34 protein-coding genes are annotated in these 25,433 nt (G+C 68.6%); 28 read left to right on the top strand and 6 right to left on the bottom strand.

The window, feature by feature from the left end; translation table 11 throughout:
* Positions 1–2 precede the first annotated feature (2 nt).
* The gene (locus M1D46_RS00600) at positions 3–1,340 is read right to left on the bottom strand and encodes an MFS transporter (RefSeq protein WP_456287139.1); all 1,338 of its coding nucleotides are present in this window, start codon (positions 1,338–1,340) and stop codon (positions 3–5) included.
* Between the two features lie 148 nt (positions 1,341–1,488).
* Between M1D46_RS00600 and M1D46_RS00595 the strand changes: the two genes are divergently transcribed.
* A complete protein-coding gene (locus M1D46_RS00595; RefSeq protein WP_282978781.1) occupies positions 1,489–1,896 on the top strand; it encodes a hypothetical protein in 408 nt (135 codons plus the stop codon).
* Positions 1,897–1,906: 10 nt separating this feature from the next.
* On the opposite strand, the gene M1D46_RS00590 is transcribed toward M1D46_RS00595, so the two are convergent.
* The gene (locus M1D46_RS00590; protein ID WP_456286256.1) at positions 1,907–2,812 is read right to left on the bottom strand and encodes an LLM class flavin-dependent oxidoreductase; all 906 of its coding nucleotides are present in this window, start codon (positions 2,810–2,812) and stop codon (positions 1,907–1,909) included.
* A gap of 9 nt (positions 2,813–2,821) precedes the next feature.
* On the opposite strand from M1D46_RS00590, the gene M1D46_RS00585 reads away from it, so the two are divergent.
* Entirely contained in the window at positions 2,822–3,490 is a 669-nt protein-coding gene (locus M1D46_RS00585; RefSeq protein ID WP_271172945.1) for a YdeI/OmpD-associated family protein, read from the top strand.
* Between the two features lie 12 nt (positions 3,491–3,502).
* Here M1D46_RS00585 and M1D46_RS00580 read toward each other — a convergent pair whose 3' ends face one another.
* Positions 3,503–4,000 carry a DUF2306 domain-containing protein gene (locus M1D46_RS00580; protein ID WP_456286255.1) on the bottom strand — a complete coding sequence of 166 codons (498 nt, stop codon included), beginning with the start codon at positions 3,998–4,000 and terminating at the stop codon, positions 3,503–3,505.
* 76 nt (positions 4,001–4,076) lie between these two features.
* On the opposite strand from M1D46_RS00580, the gene M1D46_RS00575 reads away from it, so the two are divergent.
* Both M1D46_RS00575 and M1D46_RS00570 read left to right on the top strand, forming a co-directional pair.
* Positions 4,077–4,754: a MerR family transcriptional regulator gene (locus M1D46_RS00575; protein ID WP_324013738.1), complete on the top strand. Its 678-nt coding sequence runs from the start codon at positions 4,077–4,079 to the stop codon at positions 4,752–4,754.
* 76 nt (positions 4,755–4,830) lie between these two features.
* Entirely contained in the window at positions 4,831–6,216 is a 1,386-nt protein-coding gene (locus tag M1D46_RS00570; RefSeq protein ID WP_324013740.1) for a glycine--tRNA ligase, read from the top strand.
* A 72-nt stretch (positions 6,217–6,288) separates the two neighbouring features.
* Here the strand turns inward: M1D46_RS00570 and M1D46_RS00565 are convergent, their stop codons facing one another.
* Positions 6,289–7,494: an MFS transporter gene (locus M1D46_RS00565; RefSeq protein WP_456286254.1), complete on the bottom strand. Its 1,206-nt coding sequence runs from the start codon at positions 7,492–7,494 to the stop codon at positions 6,289–6,291.
* Between the two features lie 293 nt (positions 7,495–7,787).
* On the opposite strand from M1D46_RS00565, the gene M1D46_RS00560 reads away from it, so the two are divergent.
* From M1D46_RS00560 to M1D46_RS00545, 4 genes are read left to right on the top strand one after another with little or no spacing between them, the layout of a single operon-like run.
* Complete coding sequence (locus tag M1D46_RS00560) at positions 7,788–8,864, top strand: ABC transporter substrate-binding protein (protein ID WP_456283985.1); 1,077 nt, start codon at positions 7,788–7,790, stop codon at positions 8,862–8,864.
* Positions 8,861–9,724: an ABC transporter permease gene (locus M1D46_RS00555; RefSeq protein ID WP_456286253.1), complete on the top strand. Its 864-nt coding sequence runs from the start codon at positions 8,861–8,863 to the stop codon at positions 9,722–9,724. Before M1D46_RS00560 ends, M1D46_RS00555 begins: the two co-directional genes overlap by 4 nt.
* On the top strand, positions 9,700–10,461 hold the full coding sequence (locus M1D46_RS00550) for an ABC transporter ATP-binding protein (RefSeq protein WP_374727752.1): 762 nt from the start codon (positions 9,700–9,702) through the stop codon (positions 10,459–10,461). Before M1D46_RS00555 ends, M1D46_RS00550 begins: the two co-directional genes overlap by 25 nt.
* Complete coding sequence (locus tag M1D46_RS00545; protein ID WP_456286252.1) at positions 10,458–11,813, top strand: LLM class flavin-dependent oxidoreductase; 1,356 nt, start codon at positions 10,458–10,460, stop codon at positions 11,811–11,813. The genes M1D46_RS00550 and M1D46_RS00545 overlap by 4 nt, the downstream gene beginning before the upstream one ends.
* 99 nt (positions 11,814–11,912) lie before the next feature.
* Here M1D46_RS00545 and M1D46_RS00540 read toward each other — a convergent pair whose 3' ends face one another.
* On the bottom strand, positions 11,913–12,452 hold the full coding sequence (locus tag M1D46_RS00540; RefSeq protein ID WP_456286251.1) for an HhH-GPD-type base excision DNA repair protein: 540 nt from the start codon (positions 12,450–12,452) through the stop codon (positions 11,913–11,915).
* A gap of 247 nt (positions 12,453–12,699) precedes the next feature.
* On the opposite strand from M1D46_RS00540, the gene M1D46_RS00535 reads away from it, so the two are divergent.
* From M1D46_RS00535 to M1D46_RS00460, 16 genes are all read left to right on the top strand, one after another.
* Positions 12,700–12,984 carry a hypothetical protein gene (locus M1D46_RS00535; protein ID WP_456286250.1) on the top strand — a complete coding sequence of 95 codons (285 nt, stop codon included), beginning with the start codon at positions 12,700–12,702 and terminating at the stop codon, positions 12,982–12,984.
* Between the two features lie 142 nt (positions 12,985–13,126).
* Complete coding sequence (locus tag M1D46_RS00530) at positions 13,127–13,390, top strand: hypothetical protein (protein ID WP_456286249.1); 264 nt, start codon at positions 13,127–13,129, stop codon at positions 13,388–13,390.
* Positions 13,387–13,794: a hypothetical protein gene (locus M1D46_RS00525; protein ID WP_456286248.1), complete on the top strand. Its 408-nt coding sequence runs from the start codon at positions 13,387–13,389 to the stop codon at positions 13,792–13,794. Before M1D46_RS00530 ends, M1D46_RS00525 begins: the two co-directional genes overlap by 4 nt.
* Positions 13,791–14,123, top strand: coding sequence for a hypothetical protein (locus M1D46_RS00520; protein ID WP_456286247.1), 333 nt, complete (start codon positions 13,791–13,793; stop codon positions 14,121–14,123). The genes M1D46_RS00525 and M1D46_RS00520 overlap by 4 nt, the downstream gene beginning before the upstream one ends.
* Positions 14,120–14,854, top strand: a complete 735-nt coding sequence (locus tag M1D46_RS00515; RefSeq protein WP_456286246.1) for a bifunctional DNA primase/polymerase — start codon at positions 14,120–14,122, stop codon at positions 14,852–14,854. The genes M1D46_RS00520 and M1D46_RS00515 overlap by 4 nt, the downstream gene beginning before the upstream one ends.
* A complete protein-coding gene (locus tag M1D46_RS00510; protein WP_456286245.1) occupies positions 14,851–16,074 on the top strand; it encodes an AAA family ATPase in 1,224 nt (407 codons plus the stop codon). The genes M1D46_RS00515 and M1D46_RS00510 overlap by 4 nt, the downstream gene beginning before the upstream one ends.
* Before the next feature lie 398 nt (positions 16,075–16,472).
* On the top strand, positions 16,473–16,700 hold the full coding sequence (locus M1D46_RS00505; protein WP_456286244.1) for a hypothetical protein: 228 nt from the start codon (positions 16,473–16,475) through the stop codon (positions 16,698–16,700).
* On the top strand, positions 16,697–17,041 hold the full coding sequence (locus tag M1D46_RS00500; RefSeq protein WP_456286243.1) for a hypothetical protein: 345 nt from the start codon (positions 16,697–16,699) through the stop codon (positions 17,039–17,041). Before M1D46_RS00505 ends, M1D46_RS00500 begins: the two co-directional genes overlap by 4 nt.
* Positions 17,019–17,303, top strand: coding sequence for a WhiB family transcriptional regulator (locus tag M1D46_RS00495; protein WP_456286242.1), 285 nt, complete (start codon positions 17,019–17,021; stop codon positions 17,301–17,303). The genes M1D46_RS00500 and M1D46_RS00495 overlap by 23 nt, the downstream gene beginning before the upstream one ends.
* Positions 17,300–17,482 carry a hypothetical protein gene (locus tag M1D46_RS00490; protein ID WP_456286241.1) on the top strand — a complete coding sequence of 61 codons (183 nt, stop codon included), beginning with the start codon at positions 17,300–17,302 and terminating at the stop codon, positions 17,480–17,482. The genes M1D46_RS00495 and M1D46_RS00490 overlap by 4 nt, the downstream gene beginning before the upstream one ends.
* A gap of 59 nt (positions 17,483–17,541) precedes the next feature.
* Complete coding sequence (locus M1D46_RS00485; RefSeq protein ID WP_456286240.1) at positions 17,542–18,114, top strand: hypothetical protein; 573 nt, start codon at positions 17,542–17,544, stop codon at positions 18,112–18,114.
* Between the two features lie 341 nt (positions 18,115–18,455).
* Positions 18,456–18,707 (top strand): hypothetical protein, encoded by a 252-nt coding sequence (locus tag M1D46_RS00480; RefSeq protein WP_456286239.1) that lies wholly within the window; start codon positions 18,456–18,458, stop codon positions 18,705–18,707.
* The gene (locus tag M1D46_RS00475) at positions 18,707–19,024 is read left to right on the top strand and encodes a hypothetical protein (RefSeq protein ID WP_456286238.1); all 318 of its coding nucleotides are present in this window, start codon (positions 18,707–18,709) and stop codon (positions 19,022–19,024) included. Before M1D46_RS00480 ends, M1D46_RS00475 begins: the two co-directional genes overlap by 1 nt.
* Positions 19,021–19,233, top strand: a complete 213-nt coding sequence (locus tag M1D46_RS00470) for a hypothetical protein (RefSeq protein WP_456286237.1) — start codon at positions 19,021–19,023, stop codon at positions 19,231–19,233. Before M1D46_RS00475 ends, M1D46_RS00470 begins: the two co-directional genes overlap by 4 nt.
* Positions 19,230–19,868 carry a recombinase family protein gene (locus M1D46_RS00465; protein ID WP_456286236.1) on the top strand — a complete coding sequence of 213 codons (639 nt, stop codon included), beginning with the start codon at positions 19,230–19,232 and terminating at the stop codon, positions 19,866–19,868. The genes M1D46_RS00470 and M1D46_RS00465 overlap by 4 nt, the downstream gene beginning before the upstream one ends.
* A 76-nt stretch (positions 19,869–19,944) precedes the next feature.
* Positions 19,945–20,565, top strand: coding sequence for a DUF4145 domain-containing protein (locus M1D46_RS00460; protein ID WP_456286235.1), 621 nt, complete (start codon positions 19,945–19,947; stop codon positions 20,563–20,565).
* 195 nt (positions 20,566–20,760) lie between these two features.
* Here the strand turns inward: M1D46_RS00460 and M1D46_RS00455 are convergent, their stop codons facing one another.
* A complete protein-coding gene (locus M1D46_RS00455; protein ID WP_456286234.1) occupies positions 20,761–20,973 on the bottom strand; it encodes a helix-turn-helix domain-containing protein in 213 nt (70 codons plus the stop codon).
* A gap of 71 nt (positions 20,974–21,044) precedes the next feature.
* Between M1D46_RS00455 and M1D46_RS00450 the strand changes: the two genes are divergently transcribed.
* From M1D46_RS00450 to M1D46_RS00435, 4 genes are all read left to right on the top strand, one after another.
* A complete protein-coding gene (locus M1D46_RS00450; protein ID WP_456286233.1) occupies positions 21,045–21,542 on the top strand; it encodes a hypothetical protein in 498 nt (165 codons plus the stop codon).
* An 8-nt stretch (positions 21,543–21,550) separates the two neighbouring features.
* Complete coding sequence (locus tag M1D46_RS00445; protein WP_456286232.1) at positions 21,551–21,790, top strand: hypothetical protein; 240 nt, start codon at positions 21,551–21,553, stop codon at positions 21,788–21,790.
* Between the two features lie 69 nt (positions 21,791–21,859).
* Complete coding sequence (locus M1D46_RS00440; protein ID WP_456286231.1) at positions 21,860–22,693, top strand: LysM peptidoglycan-binding domain-containing protein; 834 nt, start codon at positions 21,860–21,862, stop codon at positions 22,691–22,693.
* A gap of 196 nt (positions 22,694–22,889) precedes the next feature.
* On the top strand, positions 22,890–25,433 hold the full coding sequence (locus tag M1D46_RS00435; protein WP_456286230.1) for an N-6 DNA methylase: 2,544 nt from the start codon (positions 22,890–22,892) through the stop codon (positions 25,431–25,433).

Below are 25,433 nucleotides of genomic sequence, written 5' to 3'. Positions count from 1 at the left end.
CGTCAGCTCGGCAGCGACGGATGGGCTAAGGTCGGGTGGCGCGGGATGAAGAGCGACAGCGCCACCGCGACCGCGGCCGCGATGATCGCGAGCCAGTAGCAGACGTCGAACGCCTCGCGCGTGGGGATGGTCGCGCCCCCGACCTCGACGCTCATGGCCGCGAGCACGCCGCCCATGACGGCGGACGCGCTCGACGTCCCCACCGAGCGGAAGAGCGCGTTGAGGCCGTTCGACGCCCCGGTCTCGTCGGCGGGAACGGCGCGCATGATGATCATCGGCATGGCGGCGAACGTGAACCCGATCCCGACGCCGATGAGGAGGTTCGCCACGAAGATGTGCCAGATCTCGCTCGACCACAGCAGCACGAACACGTAGGCCAGGACGATGAACGACGCACCGCCCGTGAACAGCGGCCGCGGCCCGATCGTCCGCTCGAGCCATCCGGACAGCGGCGAGATCACCATCATCACGAGGCCCGCAGGCATGACGATGAGCGCGGCGCCCACCATGTCCATCCCGAAACCGGACCCGGTCTCCGTCGGCAGCTCGAGCATCTGCGGGAACGTCACGTTCGACGAGAACAGCGCGAAGCCCATCCCGATCGCGGCGATGTTCGTGAACAGCACGGCCGGACGGGCGGCGACGCGCAGGTCGAGGAGCGGGTCGCGCGTGCGCAGCTGGTACGCGCCCCACACGCCGAGCACCACGAGCCCGCCGATGACGCTGGTGAGCGCGGCGGGCGACGTCCATCCCCATTCCGCGCCACGGGAGACGAACAGCAGCAGCCCGGTGAGCCCGAGGGCGAGGCCGATCGCGCCCACCACGTCGAGGCGGCCCGGCGCCCGCAGGATGTCCTCCGGCACGTACAGCAGGACGAGCGCGAGCCCGACGACGCCGAGAGCGGCCGCGAGCCAGAACAGGGAGTGCCAGTCGGCGTTGAGCGCGAGGTACGCCGCGACCGGCATGCCGACGGCACCGCCGACCCCCATCGTCGCGCTCATGAGCGCAACGGATGTCCCGAGGCGGTCGGGAGGCAGAACATCGCGCATGATCGCGATGCCGAGCGGCACGACGCCGGTCACCGCGCCCTGCAGGGCGCGGCCGATGATCACCCCGACGATCGAGCTCGAGAGGGCAGCGACGAGGGAGCCCACGATGAGCAGCGCGAGCAGGACGACGATCACCCGCCGCTTTCCGTACATGTCGCCGAGACGCCCCGAGATGGGCGTCGCGACGGCGGCGACGAGCAGGGTGATCGTGATGACCCACGACGTGTCCTCGCGCGACGCGTCGAGGAGCGTCGGCAGCTCGGCCTGGAGCGGCACGACGAGTGTGAACATGAACGCGGAGCACAGGCCCGCGAACGCGAGCACGGCGACCGTGAGCCAGCGCGGCGGGTGGGCGAGCCTGCTTCGGGGTCTGTCGTCGTCGCGCACCTTCTCCACCCTAGGCTCCGCTCCGGACACGGGCTCCGCCTAGGGTGAGGACATGATCACGCCCGACTGGATCCCGCACCGCCGCGCCTCGGACGGCGAGCTCGTGGGCTGGGTGCGTCCGGATGGCGACGGCTGGGTCGCCGTGTCGCTCTTCGGCGCCGATGTCACGAGCTCGGTCGACTGGCTCGAGGCGGAGGAGGCGCTCGAGCGCCAGGGTCTGTCGTGGATGGCGGATGTGTGGATGCTGCGCCGGCCGGATGGCCGCGACGTGCGCGTCCGCCTGGTCGAGTTCTCTCCCGATCGGCTCGAGGGCGGCGTCGTCGCTCCCGGACGCGTCGTCGTGAAGACCGACGACTTCGGCGCGATCGACGTGCCCTATGAGCTCATCGAGCTGCCGTGGCCGCCGCCGCGCGACCTCCGCCCGCTCACGACGGGCGAGGGCGGAAGTCCCTGGGGCTGACCTGCGCGGCTCAGCCCGGGAGCGCGTCGAGCAGCGGCCTCGGGTCGGGCGCCTCGTCCGTGCCCTGGAACGCGACGGCGTCGGCCCCGGCGTCGACGAGCTCGGCGATGCGGTCGGCGATGCGGTTCTCGAGCGCATCGGCCCGAGGGTCGATCTCCGTGTAGACGCGCACGCGGGCGCGTCCTCCGCGCCCTGAGGCCTGGCGTCCCTCGTCGATGATCGCCCGTGCGCGACGCAGGCCCTCGACGTCGATCGAGGCGTCGAGCAGGACCGAGTCGCCGATCTCTCCGGCGAGGCGCAGGGTCTTCGGCCCGCTCCCTCCGATCGTGATCTCCGGCGCGGTGGCGGGCGGCCATCCGAGCGAGACGCCGTCGAGCTTCACGTACCGCCCTGCCACGTCGACCATCTCCCCGTCGAGGAGCGAGCGCACGGCGCCGACGTACTCGCGCAGCAGCGTCAGGGGCGACGCGACCCTCGCGCCGACCTGGCCCATCCACGGGAGCACGCCGTGGCCGAAGCCGGCGATGAACCGGCCCGGCGCGAGTCGCTCGATCGTGGCGACCTCCATCGCCGCGAGCGCGGGGTTCCGCAGCGGCACGGGAAGCAGGCCGATGCCGACCTTCAGCCGCTCGGTCGCAACGAGCGCCGCCGTCGCGGTCGTGAGGCCGCCTTCGAGGAAGCAGTCCTCCCAGAGCCACAGCTCCGCGACCCCCGCGGCGTCGGCGGCACGCGCGACGGCGACGAGCTCCTCGGGCGGGGACTGGGGACGGAACACGATGCCGATCGGGGGAGAGGACGCCGCAGCCGCTGCCATGCCCCCATCGTGCCATCCGTCCCGGACATCGGCGCCCGCCATCCGCCCTCCATCGGCACCCGCCATCCGCACCGTCGCGTCGGTGTCGGCGCCGCGTGCCATCCTGTTCGCGTGAGCACTTCCCCCGAGCCCGGCACTCCGGGAGGGACCCCCGAGCGGCCCGCCGTGTTCTTCCGCGACGCCGCGGAGTTCCGCGCGTGGCTCGAGCGGAACCACGACACCGCGACCGAGCTGTGGATGGGCCTGCGGCTCGCGCATGTGCCCGACCGCGGGCTCACGTGGGGCGATGCCGTGATCGAGGCGCTGTGCTTCGGATGGATCGACTCGGTCTCGCAGAGGATCGACGACGACTCGAGGCGGCAGCGCTGGACCCCGCGCAAGCGCGGGAGCACCTGGTCGCGCGTCAACATCGCGCACGTCGAGCGGCTGCTCGCGGAGGGGCGGATGCACCCCGCCGGGATCGCCGCGTTCGAGCGCCGCACCGAGGCGCGCACCGGGACGTACTCGCACGAGAATCCCGAGGCCGAGCTCACGGCCCCGCTACAGGCGATCGTCGACGCCTCGCCGGGCGCGGTCGCCTTCCTCGCCGAGGCGACGCCGGGCTACCGCAAGGCCGTCCGCCACTGGATCATGTCGGCGAAGCAGGAGACCACGCGCGAGCGCCGGGCGCGTCAGCTCGTCGAGGACTGCGAGGCGGGGCGGCTCGTGCCGCCGCAGCGGCCCGGCGCGACGCCCGCGTGGCTCGCGCGTGCCGCGGCAGCGGCGCAGGCGGCCCGGTGACGCCTCCCGCCGTCAGCGGATGAGCGCTGCCCGCGGCACGCGACGGCGGGCCGGGGCGCCGAAGCGCGCGAGGACGAACGCGACCCACGCCGTCGCGGCGATGACGATCGCGGCGACGGCCGACCAGAGCACCACGGGGTCCGACACGGCGAGCGTGGGGATGAAGCGGCCGGGGACGAATGCCGCGAACGCGCCGGCGGCGAGTGCGCCCAGCCAGGAGCCCACCATGTTGCCGATGTGCGAGCGCACATCGCCGCGGCGGATGGCGATCACGCCGAGGGTCGTGGTGGCGAACGTGAAGATCGCGAGCGCGTGGAAGACGGTGAAGCCGCCGATCGTGTAGATGAACATCCCCGAGACGCAGACGAGGTACATGGCGATGACCCACGTGCGGCCGAGGGTCTTGTGTGCGCGGTCCTTGCGACGACGGAGGATGTTGACCGGCGCGAGGAGGATGACGAGCGATGCCGCGATCGCGTGGATCGGGATGAGGAGCGCGTGCGGGTCCATGCTCACAAGATAGAGTCACTATCCAACGCGGCGCATCCTGGATAGCGCCGCGCCGCCGCGCTATCCGAGGAGGGGCATGAAGCTCAGCGAACTGGCCGCGCGCACCCGCACATCGACCGCGACGCTCAAGTTCTGGATCCGGGAAGGGATCCTGCCGCCCGGCGAGCTCCGCAACCAGACCACCGCCGTCTACGGCGAGGGGCACGTCGAGCGGATCGCGCTCGTGCGCACGCTGCGGGAGGAGTTCGACCTGCCGATCGCGCGGATCCGGGCGCTCGTCGTGCGCATCGACGACCCCGGCGTCCCGCTCCTGGACATCATGGAGGAGTGCCAGCTCATCGCGACGGGGCTGCGCGCGGGCGACGCCGGGCAGGACGCGCGCGTGCCGAGGCTGCTCGCCGATGTCGGATGGCCCGACGCGACGAGCGTCGCGCGCGACGCGCTCTCCGCGGCCCTGCGCGATGCGGAGGCGGTCGGCGTCACGTTCGGGCGGGAGACCCTCGCCCGGTACGCGCGGATGCTCGCCGAGTTCGCCCGCGAGGACATCGCGTCCATCCGCACGGACGGCACCCGGGATGCCGTCGCGCGGGCGCTGCTGCAGGGCGCGGCGGCGCAGACGCGCGTCCTCGTCGCCCTGAACCAGCTCGCGCACACGTCCGCTGCGATCTCGGACGCGCTCGCCCGCGCGCAGGCCGGCGGCACGGCGCTCGGCGCGGGTCCGGCGGAGGCCGACCCCGCCGGACCCGCGGACTAGGATTGAGGGGGTGCCCGGATCCCGTCGCGGAACCGCTCACGGCGCCCTCGCCCCCTTTCCGACCATTGGAGCCACCGTGGCCGAGCAGTCCCGCCTCGACAAAGTCATCGCCCTCGCCCGTCATCGCGGGTTCGTGTTCCAAGCGGGCGAGATCTACGGCGGTTCGAGGTCCGCGTGGGACTACGGCCCCCTCGGCACCGAGCTCAAGGAGAACATCCGCCGTCAGTGGTGGCAGACGTTCGTGCGCGGCCGCGGCGACATGGTCGGCCTCGACTCGTCGATCATCCTGCCGACGAAGGTCTGGCAGGCGTCCGGCCACGTCGCGACCTTCACCGATCCGCTCGTCGAGTGCCTGCAGTGCCACAAGCGCCACCGCGAGGACCACCTCATCGAGGCGTACGAGGCCAAGAAGGGGCGTGCCCCCGAGAACGGGATGGCCGACATCGTGTGCCCCGACTGCGGCACGCGCGGCCAGTGGACCGAGCCGCGCTCGTTCTCGGGCCTCATGAAGACCTACGTGGGCGTCGTCGACGACGAGTCGGGCCTGCACTACCTGCGCCCCGAGACGGCCCAGGGCATCTTCGTGAACTTCGCGAACGTCGTGACGGCCGCGCGCAAGAAGCCCCCGTTCGGCGTCGGCCAGGTCGGCAAGGCGTTCCGCAACGAGATCACGCCCGGCAACTTCATCTTCCGCACCCGCGAGTTCGAGCAGATGGAGATCGAGTTCTTCGTGCCCCCGGCCGAGGCCGGCGAGTGGTTCGAGCACTGGGTCGACGCATGCTGGAACTGGTTCGTCGACCTCGGCATCGACCCGGCGCACATGCGCAAGTTCGACGTCCCGGACGGCGAGCGCGCGCACTACTCCGACCGCACGATCGACGTCGAGTACGAGTTCGGCTTCGCAGGCAAGGGCTGGGGCGAGCTCATGGGCATCGCCAACCGCACCGACTTCGACCTGTCGAACCACATCGAGCACTCCGGCTCGAACCTCTCGTTCTTCGACCAGGCCTCGGGTGAGAAGTACGTGCCGTACGTCATCGAGCCGTCGTTCGGCCTCACCCGCTCGATGATGGCGTTCCTCGTCGACGCGTACCGCGAGGAGGAGGTGCCGAACGCGAAGGGCGGCACCGACACCCGCACCGTGCTCCGCCTCGACCCGCGCCTCGCTCCGGTCAAGGTCGCCGTCCTCCCGCTGTCGCGCAACGAGCGCCTCTCGCCGCTCGCCCGCGAGGTCGCCGATCAGCTGCGGGTCTCGTGGAACGTCGACTTCGACGACGCCGGTGCGATCGGCCGCCGCTACCGCCGTCAGGACGAGATCGGCACGCCGTTCTGCGTCACGGTCGACTTCGACTCGCTCGAGGACCGCGCGGTCACGGTCCGCGACCGCGACACGATGGGCCAGGAGCGCATCCCGCTCGAGGGTCTGCACGCCTACCTCGCCGAGCGCCTCCGCGGCGCCTGATCGGCGCAGAAGCGCCCCGTCCGGCCGAGCGGGTCACCCGGAGCCGGACGGGGCGCTTCTGCGTGTCCGCCCTCAGGGGCGGGCGCCGGGCCTCGGGATCTGCAGCACGGCGAGCACGGCCAGCACCGCGGCGCCGGCGTAGAGGTAGAACGCCCCGGGGTAGGCGGTTCCGGCCGCGACCATGAGCCCGGTCGCCCAGGGGCCCACGATCGCGCCGAAACGGCCGATGCCCGAGGTGAGCCCGATGCCGGTCGCGACGAGGGTGCGCGGATAGACGTGCCCCGCGAACGCGTACATGAGGGTCTGGGCGCTGAAGACGAAGACCCCCGTGACGAAGATCGCCGTCGTGAGCACGAGCTGCGAGTCGAACGGGATCGACAGCACGACGAGGAGCACCGCCGCGGCGCCGAACCAGATCATGCCGACGCCCTTGATGCCGCGGGCGTCGGCCGCGAAGGCGCTGATTACGAGCCCGGCGATGGCCCCGAGGTTCAGCACGAACAGCATGATGAGCGAGTCGGCGACCGGGTAGCCCGCTGCCCCCATGATCTTCGGCAGCCACGCGTTCAGGCCGTACACGAGCACGAGGCCCATGAACGTCGCGACCCAGAGTCCGATCGAGGAGCGCACGTAGCGCGGCTTCAGGACGTCGGCGATCGACGTGCGCTCGGCCTGCGCGCGCAGCTCGGCGGGGGCCGTCTCGGGCAGCCGCAGCCAGAGCACGGCGAAGAGGACGACGCCGAGCCCACCGCCGAGGTAGTAGAGGAGCGACCACTCCGCGCCGGCGAACCGCCCCGCGAGTGAGGCGAGCACCGCCCCGAGGTGGTAGCCGATCATGGGGATGTTGTTCGCGAGCGCGCGCCGCCCCGTCGGAGCGACCTCCTGCATCATCGCGAGGGCCACGGGCATGCAGCCGCCGAGCCCGAGGCCCGCGATGAGGCGGCTCGCGCCCATCCACACCGCGTCGGGCATGAGCGGGAACGCGATCGTGAAGACGGAGAAGACGGCGACCGCGATGAGAAGCGGCGTGCGGCGGCCGAAGCGGTCTGCGATGCGCCCCATCATCGCCGCGCCGAGCCCGACCCCGACGAGCGAGACCGTGTTCACGAGGTTCATCTCGCCGACCGAGAAGCCCCCGATGGCGGGATCGGTCAGCACCGGGATCGTGGCCCCCAGGGCGACGACGTCGTACCCCTCGAACACCACGATGAGGAAGCAGAGGATGCCGATCCAGGTGCGGCTGCGGGTGCGCGCGGATGGCGCGGCGGTCTCGGTCATGACGTCGTCGTCTCCTCGGGTCGTCTCGCCGCGCCCCCGTGCGCGACGATGCACCGGGACATGCTGTCAGAGCCCCGGCACGGATCCGGGCCGTTCTCCCGGTGAGTGGGATTCAGCCGCCCGGTGAGCGCTCGCCCGCCGTCGACGGGCCCCTCGGCAGCGCGTCACATGCCGCAATGCGCAGACACGCGACTTCATGAGGCGTCTCCCGACTTCACGGCATTGGACGGCGGCCGACGCGGCTTCCAGGATCTCTCCCAACGCACTCGACGACAGGCACGGGAAGGACAGTAATGAACGGGACACTCCGCACATCGACGATCAGCCGACGGGCGGTCGTGATGATGACCGCGGCGGCGCTCGTGGCCCTGACGGGCTGCGCGACGGCCAGCCAGGGGGCGACGGCCGGCGCCGAGCGCGACACGACCGCTCTGCCGTCCGGCGCGCCCGAAGCGGACACGACGCTGCGCGTCGCCGGCCGCACGACGCAGCTCCAGCTCGAGGCGGCGGGCGCCGACCTCGAGGGCCCCGCGTTCACGGTCGGCGAGTGGGTCAACGTCTCTGCCGGGCCCGACGTCATCCAGGCGTTCCGGGCGGGCGCCGCAGACATCGCGCAGAACGCCATCATCCCGCCGATTCAGGCGCACGCGATCGGGTTCGACGCGACGATCGTCGCGGTGCTCGAGCGCCCCGAGCCGTCGTACGTCTACGCGACGGCCGCCGGCTCCTCCATCGACAGCTTCGACGACTTCCGCGGCAAGAAGATCGCGTTCTCGCAGGGGCAGTCGCAGGGCGACACGGTGCTCCGCACTCTCCGGACAGCGGGGATCGCGAACGACGAGGTCGAGCTCGTCCCCCTCCCGAGCACGCAGTTCCTCACCGCGCTGCAGTCGGGGCAGGTCGACGTCGCGCCACTCAGCGAGCCGGCCGTCACGAAGTACATCGATCAGTACGGGGCGGATGGCGCCATCGCCATCCCCTCGGAGGAACCGGACCTGCTCAGCGTCCTCTGGGTGCCGACCGAGCTGCTCGCCGACGAGGAGAACGTGCGCGCGGTGCGCGACTACATCCGCGTCTGGGCGCAGGGCCAGGTCTGGGCTTGGGAGAACGCCGACGCGTGGAAGCAGTTCTACTACGTCGACACCGAGGGGGTGACGGCCGCGGACGCTGACCGCATCTGGGAGACGGCCAACCGCCCGCTGTTCCCCGAGGACTGGGATGTCGCCGTCGACTGGGCGCAGTCGTCGATCGATCTCCTCGCGGAGGGCGGTTTCGTCGAGACCTTCGACGCCGAGGTGCTGTTCGACCGCCGGTTCGAGGGCGACGCGGCCGCGGCCGTGGCCGCCGAGTACCGAGGAGGCGCACGATGACCACCATCGCCCGCCCCGTGGGGCGCATCGCGATCGCCCCCGCGCCCGTCGGCGCGGCGCCCGGGCTCGTCCGCCAGGGCCGTCGGCGTCGACTCGGTCGCCGCCCCGGCCTCCCCGGCGCGCGCCTGCTGGGGCCTCTGCTCGTGCTCATCGTCTGGCAGGCCGCCGCGTGGGCGGGCCTCCTCGATCCGCGTCTGCTGACCGGGCCGGATGCCGTGCTCCGCACGGCCGGCGAGCTCATCGCCGACGGCCGGCTGGGGGAGAGCATCGCCACCTCGCTGGGGCGCGCGCTGCTCGGACTCGCGGTGGGGACCGTCACGGGCGTCGTGCTCGCCGTGCTCGCGGGTCTGAGCAGGCTCGGCGACTCCCTCATCGACGGGACGCTGCAGGTGAAGCGGGCTGTCCCGAACCTCGCGCTGATCCCGCTCCTCATCCTGTGGCTCGGCATCGGCGAGGAGTTCAAGGTCGTCGTCGTCGCGCTCGGGGTCCTCGTGCCGGTCTACATCAACACCTACAGCGGGCTGACCGGCATCGACCGGCGCTACATCGAGCTCGCGGAATCCCTCGGGCTGAGCCGACGCCAGTACGTGCGCTCGGTCCTCCTGCCGGGCGCCCTCCCCGGGTTCTTCGTCGGATTCCGGCTCGCGGTCGTCGGCTCGTGGACGGCGCTCATCGTCGTCGAGACCATCAACGCCACGTCGGGAATCGGCTACATGATGTCTCAGGCGCAGCTGTACGCGCAGTCCGACATCATCCTCGTCGGCCTCGTCGTGTACGGCGCATTCGGCTTCGCCTCGGACGCGCTCGTCCGCCTGCTCGAGAGGAGGACGCTCTCGTGGCGACGCACCCTGGGCAGCTGACCGCGGCGGTCGAGATCTCGAGCCTGACGCGGAGGTTCGACGGCCGGACCGTCCTCGACGGCATCGACCTGCGCATCGGGCGGGGCGAGTTCGTCGCCCTCATCGGGCGCAGCGGGTCGGGGAAGAGCACCCTCCTGCGCGCCGTGGCCGGCCTCGACGACGGGGTGGACGGCGGCGGGGACGTCCTCGTCCCCGAGCGCGTCTCGCTCGTGTTCCAGGACTCCCGGCTGCTGCCGTGGCTCCGCGTGCTCGAGAACGTGACCCTCGGGCAGAGCGGGGCGGGCGCCGCCGAACGCGGACGCGGCGTCCTCGCCGAGGTCGGGCTCGCGGGGCGCGAGCGCGCCTGGCCGCATGAGCTGTCCGGCGGCGAGCAGCAGCGCGCGGCGCTCGCGCGGTCGCTCGTGAGCGAGCCGCAGCTGCTCCTCGCAGACGAGCCGTTCGGCGCGCTCGACGCGCTCACGCGCATCCGGATGCATGCCCTCCTGCGGAACCTCCTCGATGTCCACCATCCCGCGGTGCTCCTCGTCACGCACGACGTCGACGAGGCGGTCCTGCTCGCCGACCGCGTCCTCGTCATCGAGAAGGGCCGCTTCGCCCTCGACGTCCCGATCGAGCTCCCGCGCGACCGGAGTCCGCACGATCCCGCGTTCGCGCGCTACCGCGAGCAGCTGCTCGCGTCTCTGGGGGTCTCCCCGCAACCCGGTGCCGCCACCGCGGCCGACAAGGAGGAAAGATGACCACGCGACAGCTGCACCTGAACCTGTTCCTGCATGACACGGGGCACCACGAGGCGTCCTGGCGGCTGCCCGATGCGGATCCGCACGCGCTGCTCGACCTCGCCTATCATCAGCGGCTCGCCCGGATCGCGGAGGACGCGCGCTTCGACTCGCTGTTCCTCGCGGACTCGCCCGTGCTCTTCGGGGACGTCGGGCGCCGGCCGCAAGGGCGCATCGAGCCGACCGTCCTGCTCGCGGCCCTCGCCGTGACGACCTCGCGCATCGGGCTCATCGCGACGGCGTCGACGTCGTACAACGAGCCGTTCAATCTCGCCCGGCGCCTCTCGTCGGTCGACTGGATCTCGGATGGCCGGGCGGGATGGAACATCGTCACCACCGCGGGGGAGGCGGCCGCTCGGAACTTCGGCCTGGAGGACCAGCCGCTGCACCGCGACCGCTACGCGCGCGCCTCGGAGTTCCTCGACGTCGCGACGAAGCTCTGGGACTCGTGGGAGGACGACGCGGTCGTGGCCGACAAGGCGGCGGGCGTCCACACGCTCGCCGACCGGGTCCGCGCGATCGACCATCGCGGTCCGCACTTCCGTGTGGACGGCCCGCTCAACGCGCCGCGGAGCCCCCAGGCGTACCCCGTGCTCGTCCAGGCCGGATCGAGCGAGGACGGCAAGGCGTTCGCGGGGCGCTGGGCCGAGGCGGTCTTCACCGCCCAGCCCACGATCGAGGAGGCGCGGGCCTTCGCGGACGACGTCAAGCGGCGGGCCGTCGAGAACGGCCGCGACCCCGACCACGTGAAGATCCTCCCGGGCATCGTCCCGATCCTCGGCGACACGGAGGAGGAGGCCCGTGAGCTGGAGGCCGAGCTCGATCGGCTCATCCGGCCGGAGTATGCGCGCGAGCAGCTCGCGAGAACCCTCCGCGTCGCCCCCGAGTCGCTCGCGTTCGACCGCCCGCTGCCCGACGACCTCCCTGATGAGGACGAGATCGAGGGGGCGAAGAGCCGCTACACGCTCATCGTCCAGCTCGCCCGGCGCGAGAGCCTGACCGTCCGCGAGCTGATCGGGCGACTGGGCGGGGGTCGCGGGCACCGGACCTTCACCGGCACCCCCGTTCAGGTCGCCGACACGATCCAGGAGTGGTTCGAGACCGGCGCGGCGGACGGGTTCAACATCATGCCCGCCGTGCTGCCGTCGGGGCTCGAGGCGTTCGCGGAGAAGGTCGTGCCGATCCTGCAGGAGCGCGGGCTGTTCCGCACGGAGTACACGGGGCGCACCCTGCGCGAGCACTACGGCCTGCCGCGCCCGGCGAACCGCCTCTCCGTCGAGGTCGCGTCGCGCGACGCGGTCCTCAGCTCGTGACCTCCGGGGCCATCCCCTCGCTCCCGCCCGGTCCGAGCTGAGCGAGCGCCTCCACGCGGGCCGCGACGCCGTCGAGCAGCTCGACGGCGTCGCGGCCCGTCAGGCCTTCGCCTTCGCGGCGGCCTTCATCGCCCGCTTGTGCTCGCGCACCTTGGCGAGCGACTCGGGGCTCGTGATGTCGGCGACCGAGCGGAAGGAGCCCTCCTCGCCGTACGCGCCCGCGGCCTCGCGCCATCCGGAGCCGTCGAAGCCGCACTGCTTGCCGAGGAGCGCGAGGAAGATGCGCGCCTTCTGGTCGCCGAATCCGGGCAGGGCCTTCAGCCGCTTCAGGACCTCGGCGCCCGAAGGGTCACCGCGGGTCCAGAGCTGCGCGGCGTCGCCGTCCCAGTCCTCGACGATCGCGCGGCACAGCTGCTGCACGCGCTCCGCCATCGAGCCGGGGTACCGGTGCACCGCCGGCGTCTGGCGGAACGCCTCGACGAGGGCCTCGGGGTCATGCGACGCGATGGTCGCGGCGTCGACCGCGCCGATCCGCTCGCGGATCTTCTCGGGCCCCGCGAACGCCGTCTCCATCGCGACCTGCTGGTCGCAGCGTGTGTCCGAACCACCTACAGCGCGGGAAGCCGGTGCCCGGGTCATGCTCGGACGCTAGCACGGGGTGGCCGCTGCTGTCGCTGAGCGGTCGCAGGGCGTCCCGGCGGCTCCTGGGGTAGCCCTGCACCTACCCATGGCACCGTGCCGACGGGGGCGGTCGCAGGGAAGCCGTTTGGGCACGCGACACGCCAGGGAGGGCAACGAGTTGTTCAGCTGCTGACCTGGTGTTTTCTCGCGGCTGGGCGAACAATCCATTTGGTGCGGGACACGCCCCCTGGCAACAATGGCTGGCATGCAACCGACCACCAAGCTCGTCTGCGAGGGCACAGCGGCACGTCCGCACGATCCGCGCACCGTGGCGTACTTCCGCCACGAGGACGACGGCTGGGCTCGGGTGTACCCCGAGGAGCGAGCGGGTCACCGTGAGCCTCTGCTGTTTGAGCCGACCGGCGAAGTGACCATGCGGCACAGCATCAAGTGCGACTGGTGCTCCTACGACGGCTACTTCAAGCCGGAGAAGCTGTATCCTATGCTCGACCGGGCACGCGCTCGGGGATGGATGCCCGTTCCGCGGTAGCACCAGAGTCCATCACAACTGAACAACACGAGCCTCCACGCCGCTCATGCAAGAAGCGGACGGGGGTGACACCACCTTCAACTCCTCACCGGGAGTCAGTTAGTCAGCCGAGCGCTGACCTGATTCCCCTGGGGAGTTTTTCGTGTCCAGCAAGACCACCCACAGCACCGACGACGCCACCACCGACGCTCCGGTCAACCCCTTCATCACCAAGCGTCGCCAGTCGTCGATCGCAATCGCTCAGGCGCGGCACCGTGGTGACCGCAAGGCCGAGCACCTCGCCCGGCAGAACCACGCGGCCACCATCATCGAGGACGCCATCGATAAGGCGCTGGCCAGCGCGCCGCCGCTCAGCGAGGGCCAGCTCAAGCGCCTGTCGGCGCTGATGCGTGGCGGTGCCAAGTGACCGCCCGACGTGGCCGCACCATCTGGATCGAGGCCGACTTCCCCGGCAAGAAGCGCCTCACCGAGTCTGAGGCCGTTGGCGCTCTGAAGGACGGTCCCGAGCCGAAGTGGTTCGAGCCGTGGGCAGAGCGTGGCGTGGTGCTGGCCGACATCACCAAGCGGTACGGCTACGTACACGTGCTCCCCGCCGATGAGGACACATGGACTCCCGAGCGGCCTCACGCCTACGACATGCACCTGTTCGACAGCCGTGGGGAGCTGGCCTATGCGCTCCAGCGCCTCCACAACGAGCACCCTCTGTGCCCCGGTGACGACTGCCTGGGTCTCTTCTACTTCACCCCGGACCAGCCGATGCGCCTGTATGGCGTGGTCGAGCTGGACGAGGACGAGGAGGCCGAAGCGTGATCCTCGACAAGTCCATTCGTGTCCTCGCCGTAGACGGCTCCATCAACGCCGAGGTAGCCCTGCGACTGCAGAGCACCTTCCGCCTCACCGACACCGGCTGGCACAAGCAGGTGCGTCCCAAGGTCTGGTCGACATTGCGTCCCAGCGTGGCCGAGGCCGTGCTCCAGGTGGCCGTCAAGGCCGTGCTGGAGGACATCCGCAAGGAGCTTCACACGCGACCTGGCCTCACCTGGGAGGACAAGGCGCTGATCGACTCCGCCACCGCCGACCGTGAGCGCTTCATGCAGATCATGCGCCAGCTCCCCGTCCTGCTGAGGAGGCGCGCATGAGCCGCATGCTGGACGCCGCTCTGGAGCTGGCCGAGGCGGGCTGGAAGGTACTCCCGCTCAAGGGCAAGCAGCCGACGACCGGACTGACGCCGCATGGCCACAAGGACGCGACCCGGAACCCGAAGCGGATCCGACGCTGGTGGGCTGACGGCGACTGGAACATTGGTTCGCCCGTCCCCGAGAACGTCGTTGTGTTCGACGTAGACCCCCGTAACGGCGGCTCGCGCCGTGCGCTGGAGCGGGCAGCCGGTGTACCGCTCAACGCCACCTTGACGACGCGGAGCGGGTCTGGCGGCTGGCACCTGTACTACGTCCGGCCGTGGGAACACGTCACCGGGCTGAGGCTCCCGTCTGGCATTGACTTCAAGACCAACGGCTACATGGTCATGCCGCCGAGCGTGCATCCCGACACTGGACAGCCGTACAGGTGGAACCGTCGACCGATTGCACACATGCCGATTGAGCTGGCCCGACTCGTGCTGGAGATGCCCTCGGAGCGTCGGGAGGCAGGAACCGGCACGTACGACATCGGCGGGCTGGTCTCGTGGGTCCGCTCCCTGAGGCCCGGTGAGCGCCACAACGGGGTGCATTGGGCGGCTCGTCGTGTGCATGAGGCCGGGGCCAGCGCCCGCCACATCGAACAGCTGATCGAGGCCGCTGAGGACATCGGCTTCACCCCTTACGAGGCTCGCCGCGTGGTCGAGTCCGCACAGAAAGGATCAGGCCAGTGAGCGCCAGCAAGACATCAAGCAAGCCTCGCAAGAGGCGCGCCGTACCTACGGCGACGCTCAAGGACACCGACCCGACCTTCGGTGAGGATGTCGCCGAAGCTCTCACGAACCCCGCTCCGAAGAAGGGCAACGACCTGCTCCAGCGGGACTTCCCCGAGCTGGACTGGATTGTGCCGGGGATGGTTCCCGACGGGTGCCACCTGCTCATCGCCGCTCCCAAGATCGGCAAGAGCCTGCTCACGCTTGGGTTTGCCATCGCCTGCGCAACGGGAGGAATGGCCCTGGGAGTCATCGAGGTACGCAAGCGCCCCGTGCTCCTGCTCGATCTTGAGTCGGGGGAGCGTCGTCTCCAGAGCCGCCTCAAGACGCTCGGCGTCGAGGAGCTTCCGGACAACTTCGAGTACCACATCGACGCGGACACGGCACTCAACGTGCTGCGGACCTTCCTGGAGAAGCACAAGGGGAGGTCGCCGCTGGTCATCCTGGACACCCTGTCGGGGGTCATGGGGAGCCGCCCGAGCGCGATGACTCAGTTCCAGCATGAGAAGGCCACCCTCCAGCCCTTGCAGACGCTCTGCGCTGAGGACCCTGGCGCGTCGATCATCGTGGTGCACCACAACCGCAAGCTCAAGGACGGCGACAGCGTCGATGCGTCGTCGGGCGCGCACGGTCTGACTGCCGCCGTGGATGGCATCATCGCGCTGAACCGACCGTCGCGGCGAGAGGCCGAAGCGACGCTGGTCTGCGAGTTGCGCGACATCGAAGGCGACGAATACGCCATCCTCCTGGGTGCCGAGGGCTGGACGCTTGACGGCAGCAACCTGTTCGAGGCACGAATGAACGCCGTTGAGCGGCACCGGCAAGAGAAGGCCGCGAAGCAGGGCGACCTCAACACCGAGCTGATGGACATGCTCCGCATGCATGGCCCGATGACTCCCGCCGAGGCATACGCGGTCATTCACCGCGACCCGAAGGCGACCGTCTCGAAGCAGGCCATTCGTAACGGACTCTCTCGGCTCCATGCCCGAGGGCTGGCGTCGAAAAACGCCGCTGGCAAGTACGCGCTTATGTCTGCAACCCCTGAGTTGGGTGAGTTGGGTGTTGCCGAGAAGTCCCTTGATATCAGTACCCCTGATTTGGGTGGTTTGAGGGGGAACACCAACTCAGGCAACTCAGGGGGTAACAGCAGCAGGCGCACCACCGCTCGGAGGCGTCGATGAACCGACAAGAGCGTCGATCACAGGCGAGGCGTCAGCGCCTTGATCCCCGAGCTGTCGAGTACGCGCGGTCGTACAGGTGTCCCGACTGTGACTCCGTCGCCGGCGAGGTGACACGCGACCAGCACGGGGCGCACCACGTCACGATCCTGCACGACTCGACGTGCCCCCGGCTGAAGGGCCTCACGTCATGAGCGAAAACCCCCACGGCTGTGTGGCCATCCATCGAGCGTCACAGGTGGATGCCGGGGCCAATCCAGAAGCCCAAGTACGTGCGGTGCGTCGCAGAACGGCGCTACCTGCCGGGTCTCCCGGGCTGGCCCAACCGAACTCACATCGGGCGGAATCGGCCATCTACGACTTCAGCCGCGTTCTGCCTCAATCGAAAGGACATCTAGATCATGAGCACCCCGACTGACAACGGCGACCTCGAAGCCCTCCATGGTCAGCGGCTGGACATCGAGCAGGTGCACGTGACGGAGGACGCTGACGGCATCCCGTCGTGGATCAAGGTCGAGCGCGAGATCGCCACGGTCGTGATCGTGCCGAGTCTGCTCCAGCCGCGATCCAGCACCCCGGCCATGCCCGTGGACACCGCACGCCAGCGCCGCAGGGGAGTGACGTCATGACAACCCCGGCGGACACCATCCGGAACCCTCAGCCGGGGTTCCCCAACCGCTACGTCGAAGTCATCCGCAACGACGGTGACGCCCGCTGGCCCATCATCAGCCTGGCATGGGAGGGGATCTGGTCCCTGCTGCGGGACGGGCAGGCTCACACGCGCTCCGAGTGCATGGCTGCGGTGCCCGAAGTACGGCTCCAGGTGGTCAAGAGCTTGCTCTACTTCGCACACGCACTGGAGGCGGTCGAGGCCGTCAACACCACTCGGCGCGAGGAGGTAGCGCCCGACCTGTTCGTCGTTCGCACCGTGCGGGGATACCGGACCCGTGGACACCGCCATGACGGCTGAAAACAACCCTGGAGCCCTGCCCGTGGACGCTCACCCCGCCTGGGACGCGCTGTCCGCCGCGCTGGACAGGTACCGGCCACCGTGCGCGGGCGTGGCTCTGTTCACCGCCGACGGGCTCAAACCCGCGCAGAGGGCCGAGTGCAAGGCGATCTGCGACGGCTGTCTCGTGAGTGACCTGTGCGAGGACTTCGCCGTCGCCGCCAAGGTGCCAGCCGGGTTCTGGGCAGGCCGCGCGCACACACCGAAGGGCAGGCACGCATGACCGATCTCCGCGACGAGCTGGCCCGGACCATCGAGCAGCTTGACCCGGCGCTCACGTCCGAGCAGATGGCCGATGCCGTGCTGGCCTCACCGGCTATCGCGGCGCTCAGGGCGGAGGCCTGGGACGAGGGCTTCAGCGCCGGGAGTCGCCACGCCAGCCGCACACGTCTCTACCGCTAACCATCAACTCCCGCGCCGGGCGGTTCCCGGCACCCATCAACCAGTGAAGGAATCACATCATGGCTAAGTACACGCCGATCCGCGCCGAGAACGAGCTCAAGGACAACCTCGGCAGGTTCCACGACCGCGCCGCCGCCATCAAGAAGGGGTACTACGACAAGCGCGCGGCGATCCTCAACGACGACCGGCTCAGCGCTCAGGCGCAGAACGAGGATGCCGCCAAGCTCCTCGATCAGACGGCGGAGCAGCTCAAGGCTGTCCTGGAGGAGCAGAAGTCCTACGTCTCCAGCTTCAAGGCCAAGCTCGAGAAGGAGCTTCGCGGCAACCAGCCGATGGACGCCAACAGCATCCTGCTCCGGCGTGACGCCGCCGACCGTGCTCGCAAGATCGCCGATGAGAAGGAGGCGCTGGCCGTGCTGGCCGACGCCATGCGCAACGGTGACGACGCCATGGCGCATGCCGTGGGCCACGTGGCGCGTCAGTCCGGCTGGATCAACGTGCACGAGGCCTACCAGGAGGCACAGCCCGAGTCGGCGGGCGTCGCCACCGCGCTCGCCTACGTGGAGGACTACACCAGCAGCGGCGCGTTCAACCTGGCCAACGGCATGGCCTACGCGAACCCCTCCGCGTGATCTTCCCCTGACTGGGACGGCAGGTCTTTCGCCTTCTTCCTACCTGCCGTCCCTGCTGGGAGTGGTGACCCCAGCGCCAGAGACCCTTGGCACGCGCTGGGGGTCTCTCGGCGTGGTTGGGGTAGCCCGCGCCCCGCTGGCGCGCCCTGGGTCGGTTCTTGCGACCGCTGGGGAGACATGCGGGCAAGCCCACGGCCACACGCACCGGCACATGTCAGCAGTCTGGCGACTGGCGTGCGTGTCGACTGAGCAGTTTGCGAAGCGCTCGGGCGGTCAGGCAAAGTTCAGGCGCTAGGCGAGACCGTCCGGTTCCGCCTCACAACTTCAGCCGAGGAGGCCCCATGAACGGCATCAAACGCGCACCCCTCTACTGCATCGAGGCGACCTACAAGGGCGAGACCGGGTACGTGACCGACTTCCACGGCACGCTCGCGGGGATCACGCCGCTGCCGTGGAACGAGAACATCGCCACGTACACCGACCGGGCGACCGCCGAGACGGACGCCGAGTACCTCCGCGCCCTGCAAGCGACCGCCGAGCCGTGGGATGCACTCACCGGCATCAACGTGATCGAGCTCAAGGCGGGTGTGTGATGCCCGGACTGAACATCGACGGCTACTGGCGCGCGTACGACGCCACGCTCAACACGATTCGTGCCGAGCGTCCGAGCACGTTCGCGGGAGTGAAACTCATCCTTGATCGGTTCTCCGCCCCTTCATCGGGCGACGCCTTCTTCCCCGGCGGAGCCGACGACACCCTGGCCGATGCCCTGCGCGACGCGGGGTGGGACTTCGATTGGGACGAAGCCAACTACCTGTACACGGCTCGTCACCCGCTCACCGGGGCGCGCCTGCGCTACATCGAAGGCGACATCTTCGACGACACCACATATCCAGAGGACGACCGATGAGCGCCGCGACAGAGCCGACGTTTGTTGACGCGCGCTTCGCAGGCGGGGTGATCCAGGTTGAGCAGGACGCCGAGTACATCGGTGACGGGCGCACCGTTGTCACCCTGGCGTTCCCCGGCCACACGGTCGCGCTGTTCCCGCACGAGGCGCGAGCGCTTGCCGCCGCACTGACGGCACACGCCGACGCAACATCGGAGGCACGGCGATGAGCAAGCACATGCTCGGGTACATCCGTGTCAGCACCGAGGAGCAGGAGCGCTCCGGCCTCGGCGTCGAGGCACAAGAGGCCGCGATCAAGGAGACGTGCGAGCGCCGAGGCTGGACCTACGAGCTGTTCCGCGATCTGGGGTGCTCGGGCAAGCACGTCAACCCCGAGCTGCGTCGCGGGCTGGACATGCTGTCGGCGGGGCAGTTCGACGGGCTGATGGTGGCGAAGCTCGACCGACTCGCCCGCTCGGTACGTCACGCATCCGCCGTGATCGACTCGGCAGTCACGCAGGGCTGGGCGCTGGTCGTACTGGACAACGCGCTCGACCTCACGACCCCCGGCGGTCGGGCGATGGCGAACATGCTCGCCACCTTCGCTGAACTGGAACGCGACCTGATCGCTACCCGCACCCGTGAGGCGCTGGCGGCACGCAAGGCACGCGGCGAGCACAACGGACGGCGGACCGCCATCCCGGCTGGAGTGCTGCGACGCATCGTCACAGCGCGGGAAGAGCAGCGCCTCAGCTTCTGCCGCATCGCGGACATGCTGACGGCTGACGGCGTACTGTCGCCTACCGGACTGCCGCGCTGGCAGGAGTCCACCGTGCGCCGCGCCTACACGTCGGCTACATCCTGAACCCGATCTGGATGTCCGTGCCCGATGCCAGAATGACGTCATGGCCTCCGCTCACTGCGCATACTGTCGGCGATACGTGCACCTCACACCCCAGTGGGCACAGCAAATGTCCTTCCGGGAGGATCATGGGGGCGGCACGTTCTCGACCGTCACGATCTTGCAGGGTGCTGCGATTTGCGACAATTGCGGGCGCGCCAGTCTCGGGTACGCAACAGACTTCGCCAAGGGATCTACCGACCAGAAACTCAACCTCGAGAAGACGGCCGACGAGGAAATCACCTGGGTGCCGAAAGCTGGGGAAGCGCCACGCTTCGAAGATGTGCCATCACATATTGCGGAGGCCGCGAGCGAGGCGCACGCCTGCGCGAGCATCGGAGCTCGAATGGCATCGATCCTGATGGCACGCACGGTTGTGGAGGCTACTGCCAAGGCGAAGGGCATCACGTCGGGCCGACTCGTGTCGAAGATCGATGAGCTCGCTGCCCAAGGGCTCGTCCGAAACAGCACGAAAGATGCCGCTCATGAGATTCGGCACCTTGGGAATGACATGGCGCACGGGGATATCGAGGACAGCCCTCAACAGGTCGATGTGGACGACGTGCTCGCACTCATGGACGAGGTGCTGAACGAGGTGTTCCAAGGACCGGCGCGGACCGCCCGCGTTCGTGCGCGTCGCGCTGCGGGCGCGACCGCCTGATAGCTGAGACCCGGCTTTCGCCCACAAGAGACCCCAGGGGCTCCCAAGGGTCTCTTTGCATGTCTCGGCTACCTGGCACCTAGCCAGACCGGTGCCGGCGAGCCAGTGGGACGCTCAGCGACGCGTGACGGGTGCGGAGACATGGTCTGCGGCGGAAACGCGCGGCTCCGCCTTGTGCCCCGGATTGGAGTACCTCTACGCGAGTAGGTCGGATGCGGGCACGTCCAGTGTCGTCGCGAGTCGGTAGATGATGTCGAGCGTCGGGTTCCGCACGCCGCGCTCAATGCCGGAGACATAGGTGCGGTCGAGTTCCGCTCGGTGGGCGAAGTCCTCCTGCGACCAGCCGCGTGCCGTCCGGAGTTCGCGCACACGTGCGCCGAACGCGGTGCGGTGAGACGGAACGGGCATCCGTTCACGCTTTCGCTAAGGTGACAATGAGTCCACGGACTATGAGTCACATTGCCGAAGGAGCAGCACGCATGTCCGAGCAGTCGTCCCCGCCTCCAGCCGCCTCGAAGCCGTGGTACCTCAAGTGGTGGGTCTGGCTCATCGCGGTGTTCCTCGTCGTGGGCGGCATCAGCGCCATCGTGAACCCGAATGGCACCAGCACCACACCGGCAGTAGCCGAACCGACGCAGGATGCTCCCACTGAGCCGACCGCGTCCGAGACTCCGGCGGAGGTCGCCCCGCTCGACCTGGAAGCGTTCCTGGCCGAGTCGGGCGTCACGTTCGAAAGCGCCACGATCTCGGCAGGCAAGGCGTACATCTACGTGCCGACAGAGACAACCAACGAGCAGGCTCAACAGATCGCCAACGACGCGATGCTGTACCTCTGCGACCACGCGGCTCAGGCCGGCGACAGCTATCCCGCGGCGAACCGGGTTGAGGTCTCAGACAGCGTCAGCATCTACTCAGAGGGCTACCACGCCGCCGAGCACCCGTCAGGATTCGCCACTGACGACATCTGCCAGGGCTGAATGCCGTCATGTCGAACCATCTGAACATCTACACCCAGAAGGGTTGCATCGGTTGCAAGTCGTGCGAACGGGGAGCCGCTCACATCGGGCGCATGGCCGTCATCTCGACGATTGCGCTCTGCACCGCAGGCATCGGCCTTGTGTACCTGCCGTTCTTCAAGAAGTGCCAGTACTGCGGGCACAACACGTGGTGGAACAAGCACTACGGGCCGGACGTGCTCAGCGCCGGGCGTGACCTTGCGGGCTGAGAAGAAGGAGACCTCGTTCACATGACCACTACTGTGACTGTCAGTCGCGCTGACAAAGGAGCACCCCGCATGTCCCAAGTGCGCAAACATTTCAACATGTCCAACACGGCCAAGCTCACCACGACCCTGGCGGCACTCGTCTTAGCTGCGACCGCGCTCGCCGGATGCACCGCAACGTCGGAACCCACGGCCAGCGAGCAGACCCCCGTCTCGACTCCTGCCCCGGCTGCCGTCGACTCCGAGCCGACGACGGAAGCCACTCCCACGCCTACACCGACTGCAACGGGATGCCCCACGGCTAGTATCAGCCTCCCGTCCGTCGATCCCGGCTCGTCGCCGGTCGAGGGTGCGGAGCTCGTGGGTGAGATCACCGATACCGGCGTCCGCGATTACGCGGTTGGAGAGCCGACGCTGAACGGTGACGGGCAGATCGCCTCGTACACCGTTCAGCCCGGTGACGCGCTCGAAGCGATCGCGGCCCGATTCTGCATGGATAAGAGCTCGTTCGGCACATACAACAAGGTGACCTACTGGGCGATGCAGCCCGGCGACGTCCTAGTGCTCCGCCCGGACCCGTCCGAGCCCTGGGCACCGCAGACGCTCGACGAGTCGGCTGCCGTGTCCTGCAAGGCCGGATACAAGAACGGCATCGATATGAGCGACAGCGCGGGCCGCGTCAAGGGCTGGATCGCCGACTTCGGCGCGAGGGCGGGCGCAAACGGCACTGTCAACCGCAACGCCGACGGCGAGATCGAGACCTACACTGTCGCCGCCGGGGACAACCTCGCCGCCGTCGCTGACCGCTTCTGCTTCGACACCGAGTCGCTGGCCGCGTACAACAAGACCGGCGCGACACTCAATGTCGGCACTGTCCTGGTCCTGAACCCGCCGTTCGAGGACTGACGCACCGTCCCAAGGGGTACCCCTGGCCAGTCCGCTGGGGGTGCCCCTTCTCGTGGCCTCAGACCCATGAGGCGCTCCACCCCAGTCCGGAAGCGTGCCGTTCAGGCGCGCGCGAGTGCCGCGCGGTGCCCCTCTCGTCGCCTGGCGTGACGGCCAGATGTCGGCTGCCCCCGGGCGGCGCTGCCGGAACATGTAGGTGGCCGCTGTTAGCCTCAAATCATCCTGCCCCGGCCCCCTAGAAGGCGAGCACCACTTGTCGAGCGTCCGCACTGAGACTGAGACGGTCATCAAGCGCATCCTTCCGTATCTCCGACGCCGCGGGTACGACCCGGAAACGGACATTGACTTCGAAACGCCAGTCAAGAACCTCGAGCGGTACGCCAAGGGGTACGTGGACCTGCTCGTGACCTGCGGCAAGTCCACTCCCCAGTTCGTGATTGAGGCGAAACGCAACGGCAAGCGGCTCACTCAGGCGGATGCCAAACAGGCGCTCGCATACGGTGCGTCCGTGAAGGCGCCGTTTGTTGTCGTGACGAACGGCCAGCTCGTGCAGGTGTTCAACACCGCAAACAACGAACCCATCCGGTGGAACGGGCGACTCGCCGACAAGATGCCGAGCCGCGACCAGCTCGACGGCGTTGTGCGCGCGTTGCGCCGTAAGAAAGACCTCACGGACGTGCCCTTGGGCAATGGCGATGACAGCTTGCCCTTCCGTCCGTCGCTGCCACTCAAGCAGCTCAATGACTTGTTCGCGCGATGCCACAACAAGATCCGGAATATCGAGAAGAACGAAGAGCACGCTTTCGCGGACTTCTCCAAGATCCTCTTCCTCAAGCTGCTAGAGGAGAAGGAGGACGCAGGGGAGTTCGAGCTGCCCTACTCCTTCCGCTTCTGGGAGCTCGCCGAACGGCCCGCTGCGCAGGCCGACCAGGTGAAGAGCGCCATCCTGCAGATGCTGTCCGAGATCAAGGCCAAGGGGTACGGCGACGTACTTACTGAGGACTTGCACCTCAAGAATCCGGCGACCTTCAGGTACATCGTCGGCGAGCTTTCGAAGGTCTCGTTCACGGACTCCGACCACGACGTCAAGGGCACGGCCTTCGAGTACTTCGTTCGAGCAACGCTCAAGGGCAAGAAGCTCGGCCAGTACTTCACCCCGCGTCCGGTCGTCGAGATCATGGCGGGCCTGATCGGTTCTGAGGCGATCGTGAACGCACTCCGGGCCTCCGAGCCGGTGCGTGTTGCCGATCCCGCGTGCGGCACTGGAGGCTTCCTTGTCTACCTGCTGCGCAGCTCCCTAGACCAGGTTGACGCCTTGTTGGCAAAGCGGGCGATCACCAAGGCCACGCGCGACAAGCTGGCGAAGCAGCTGATGCAGGAAGTGTTCCACGGAAGCGATGCAAATGACGGTGTCGCCTCCGCCGCAAAGATGAACATGATCATCGCGGGCGACGGGCACAATAACATCACTTGCGAGAATTCGGTGTTGCCGTCCGCTTCCATCTGGCCCATTGATGAGGAACGCTACGACTACATTCTGACCAATCCGCCGTTCGGAACAGCCGAGGGAGATGCGCTCTCCAAGTCGGATGCCGAGCGCTACCCCGTTCCGGGCGGCCGCGGACAGCATCTGTTCCTTCAGCGCATGGTGCTCGCTACAAAGCCAGGGGGGCTGATCAGCACCGTGATTGACGATGGTCTCCTGAACACGGAGACCGGCACTGACCTCCGTCGGTGGGTCATGCAGAACGCCGAACTGCTCGCGGTGCTCCGCTTGCCGGAGGTGACGTTCAAGCCCAACAAGATCAACGTTCGCTCCAGTGTCCTGCTGCTGCGCAAGCGAGAATCCGTCGACATCGACATCCTGGACACCTCACCCGTCTCGTTCGTGGACATCGAGAGTTTGGGATACTCCGGGACGGGGGAGCGCCTACGCGGGTTCGATTACCCGGCGTTCCTGGAGTCGGTTGTGCAAGGGGCGCTCGACCACGAGGCTGGGAGCACCCGCCGGGGTCTTCACTGGTCTGCTTTTGAGATCCCCGCCAACGTGATTGGCAAGGACTCAACCTCGCGCTGGGATCTCAAGTATTGGGACCCGCAGACGACCGACGCGGTGAAGCAGGTCGCCGCTGCGGGTGGGCAGACGATAAGTAGCCTCAACACTGTCGATACGAAGCGTGGTAAGTCCCCCTCAGCATCGACATACGTCGGTCCGGAGGATGGCTACGCAGTCGTGGTCAAGGCGGGAAGCTGCATCACACGATTTGGCCGCACGACCGTCGAGGGCGCGGACTGGATCGAAAAGGCTACGTATGACGACATCGCGGATTCTGCGAAACTGCAGAAGGGCGATGTGGTCATTGCATCCACCGGCGACGGCACGCTCGGTAAGGCGGCAGTGTGGGACCGCGATGAATTGGCGATCGCTGACGGCCACGTGACGATCATCCGCCCTGACCCGACGGTCGTGAATCCGTACTACCTCGCGGACTACCTCCGGGCGGGCCTGGGCAAGCTGCAGATCGAGCGGCTGTTCACGGGCAGCACTGGACTCATCGAGCTGACGACCGAGCATGTCGATCAGATTGTGGTTCCCCTGCTGGATGGAGTGAAGTCGCAGAAGGCACTCTCGGAGCAGCTCCGTAAGGCCGAGGACCGTCACCAGGTCTCAGTCTCGGAGGCACTCGGCGATCTGGAGGCTAGCCGCACTGCATTCCTGGAGGCGGCAGTCCAGTCCTGA

It is taken from the genome of Microbacterium sp. JZ70, from assembly GCF_053903225.1.
This window is presented reverse-complemented; position numbering and strand designations above follow the sequence as displayed.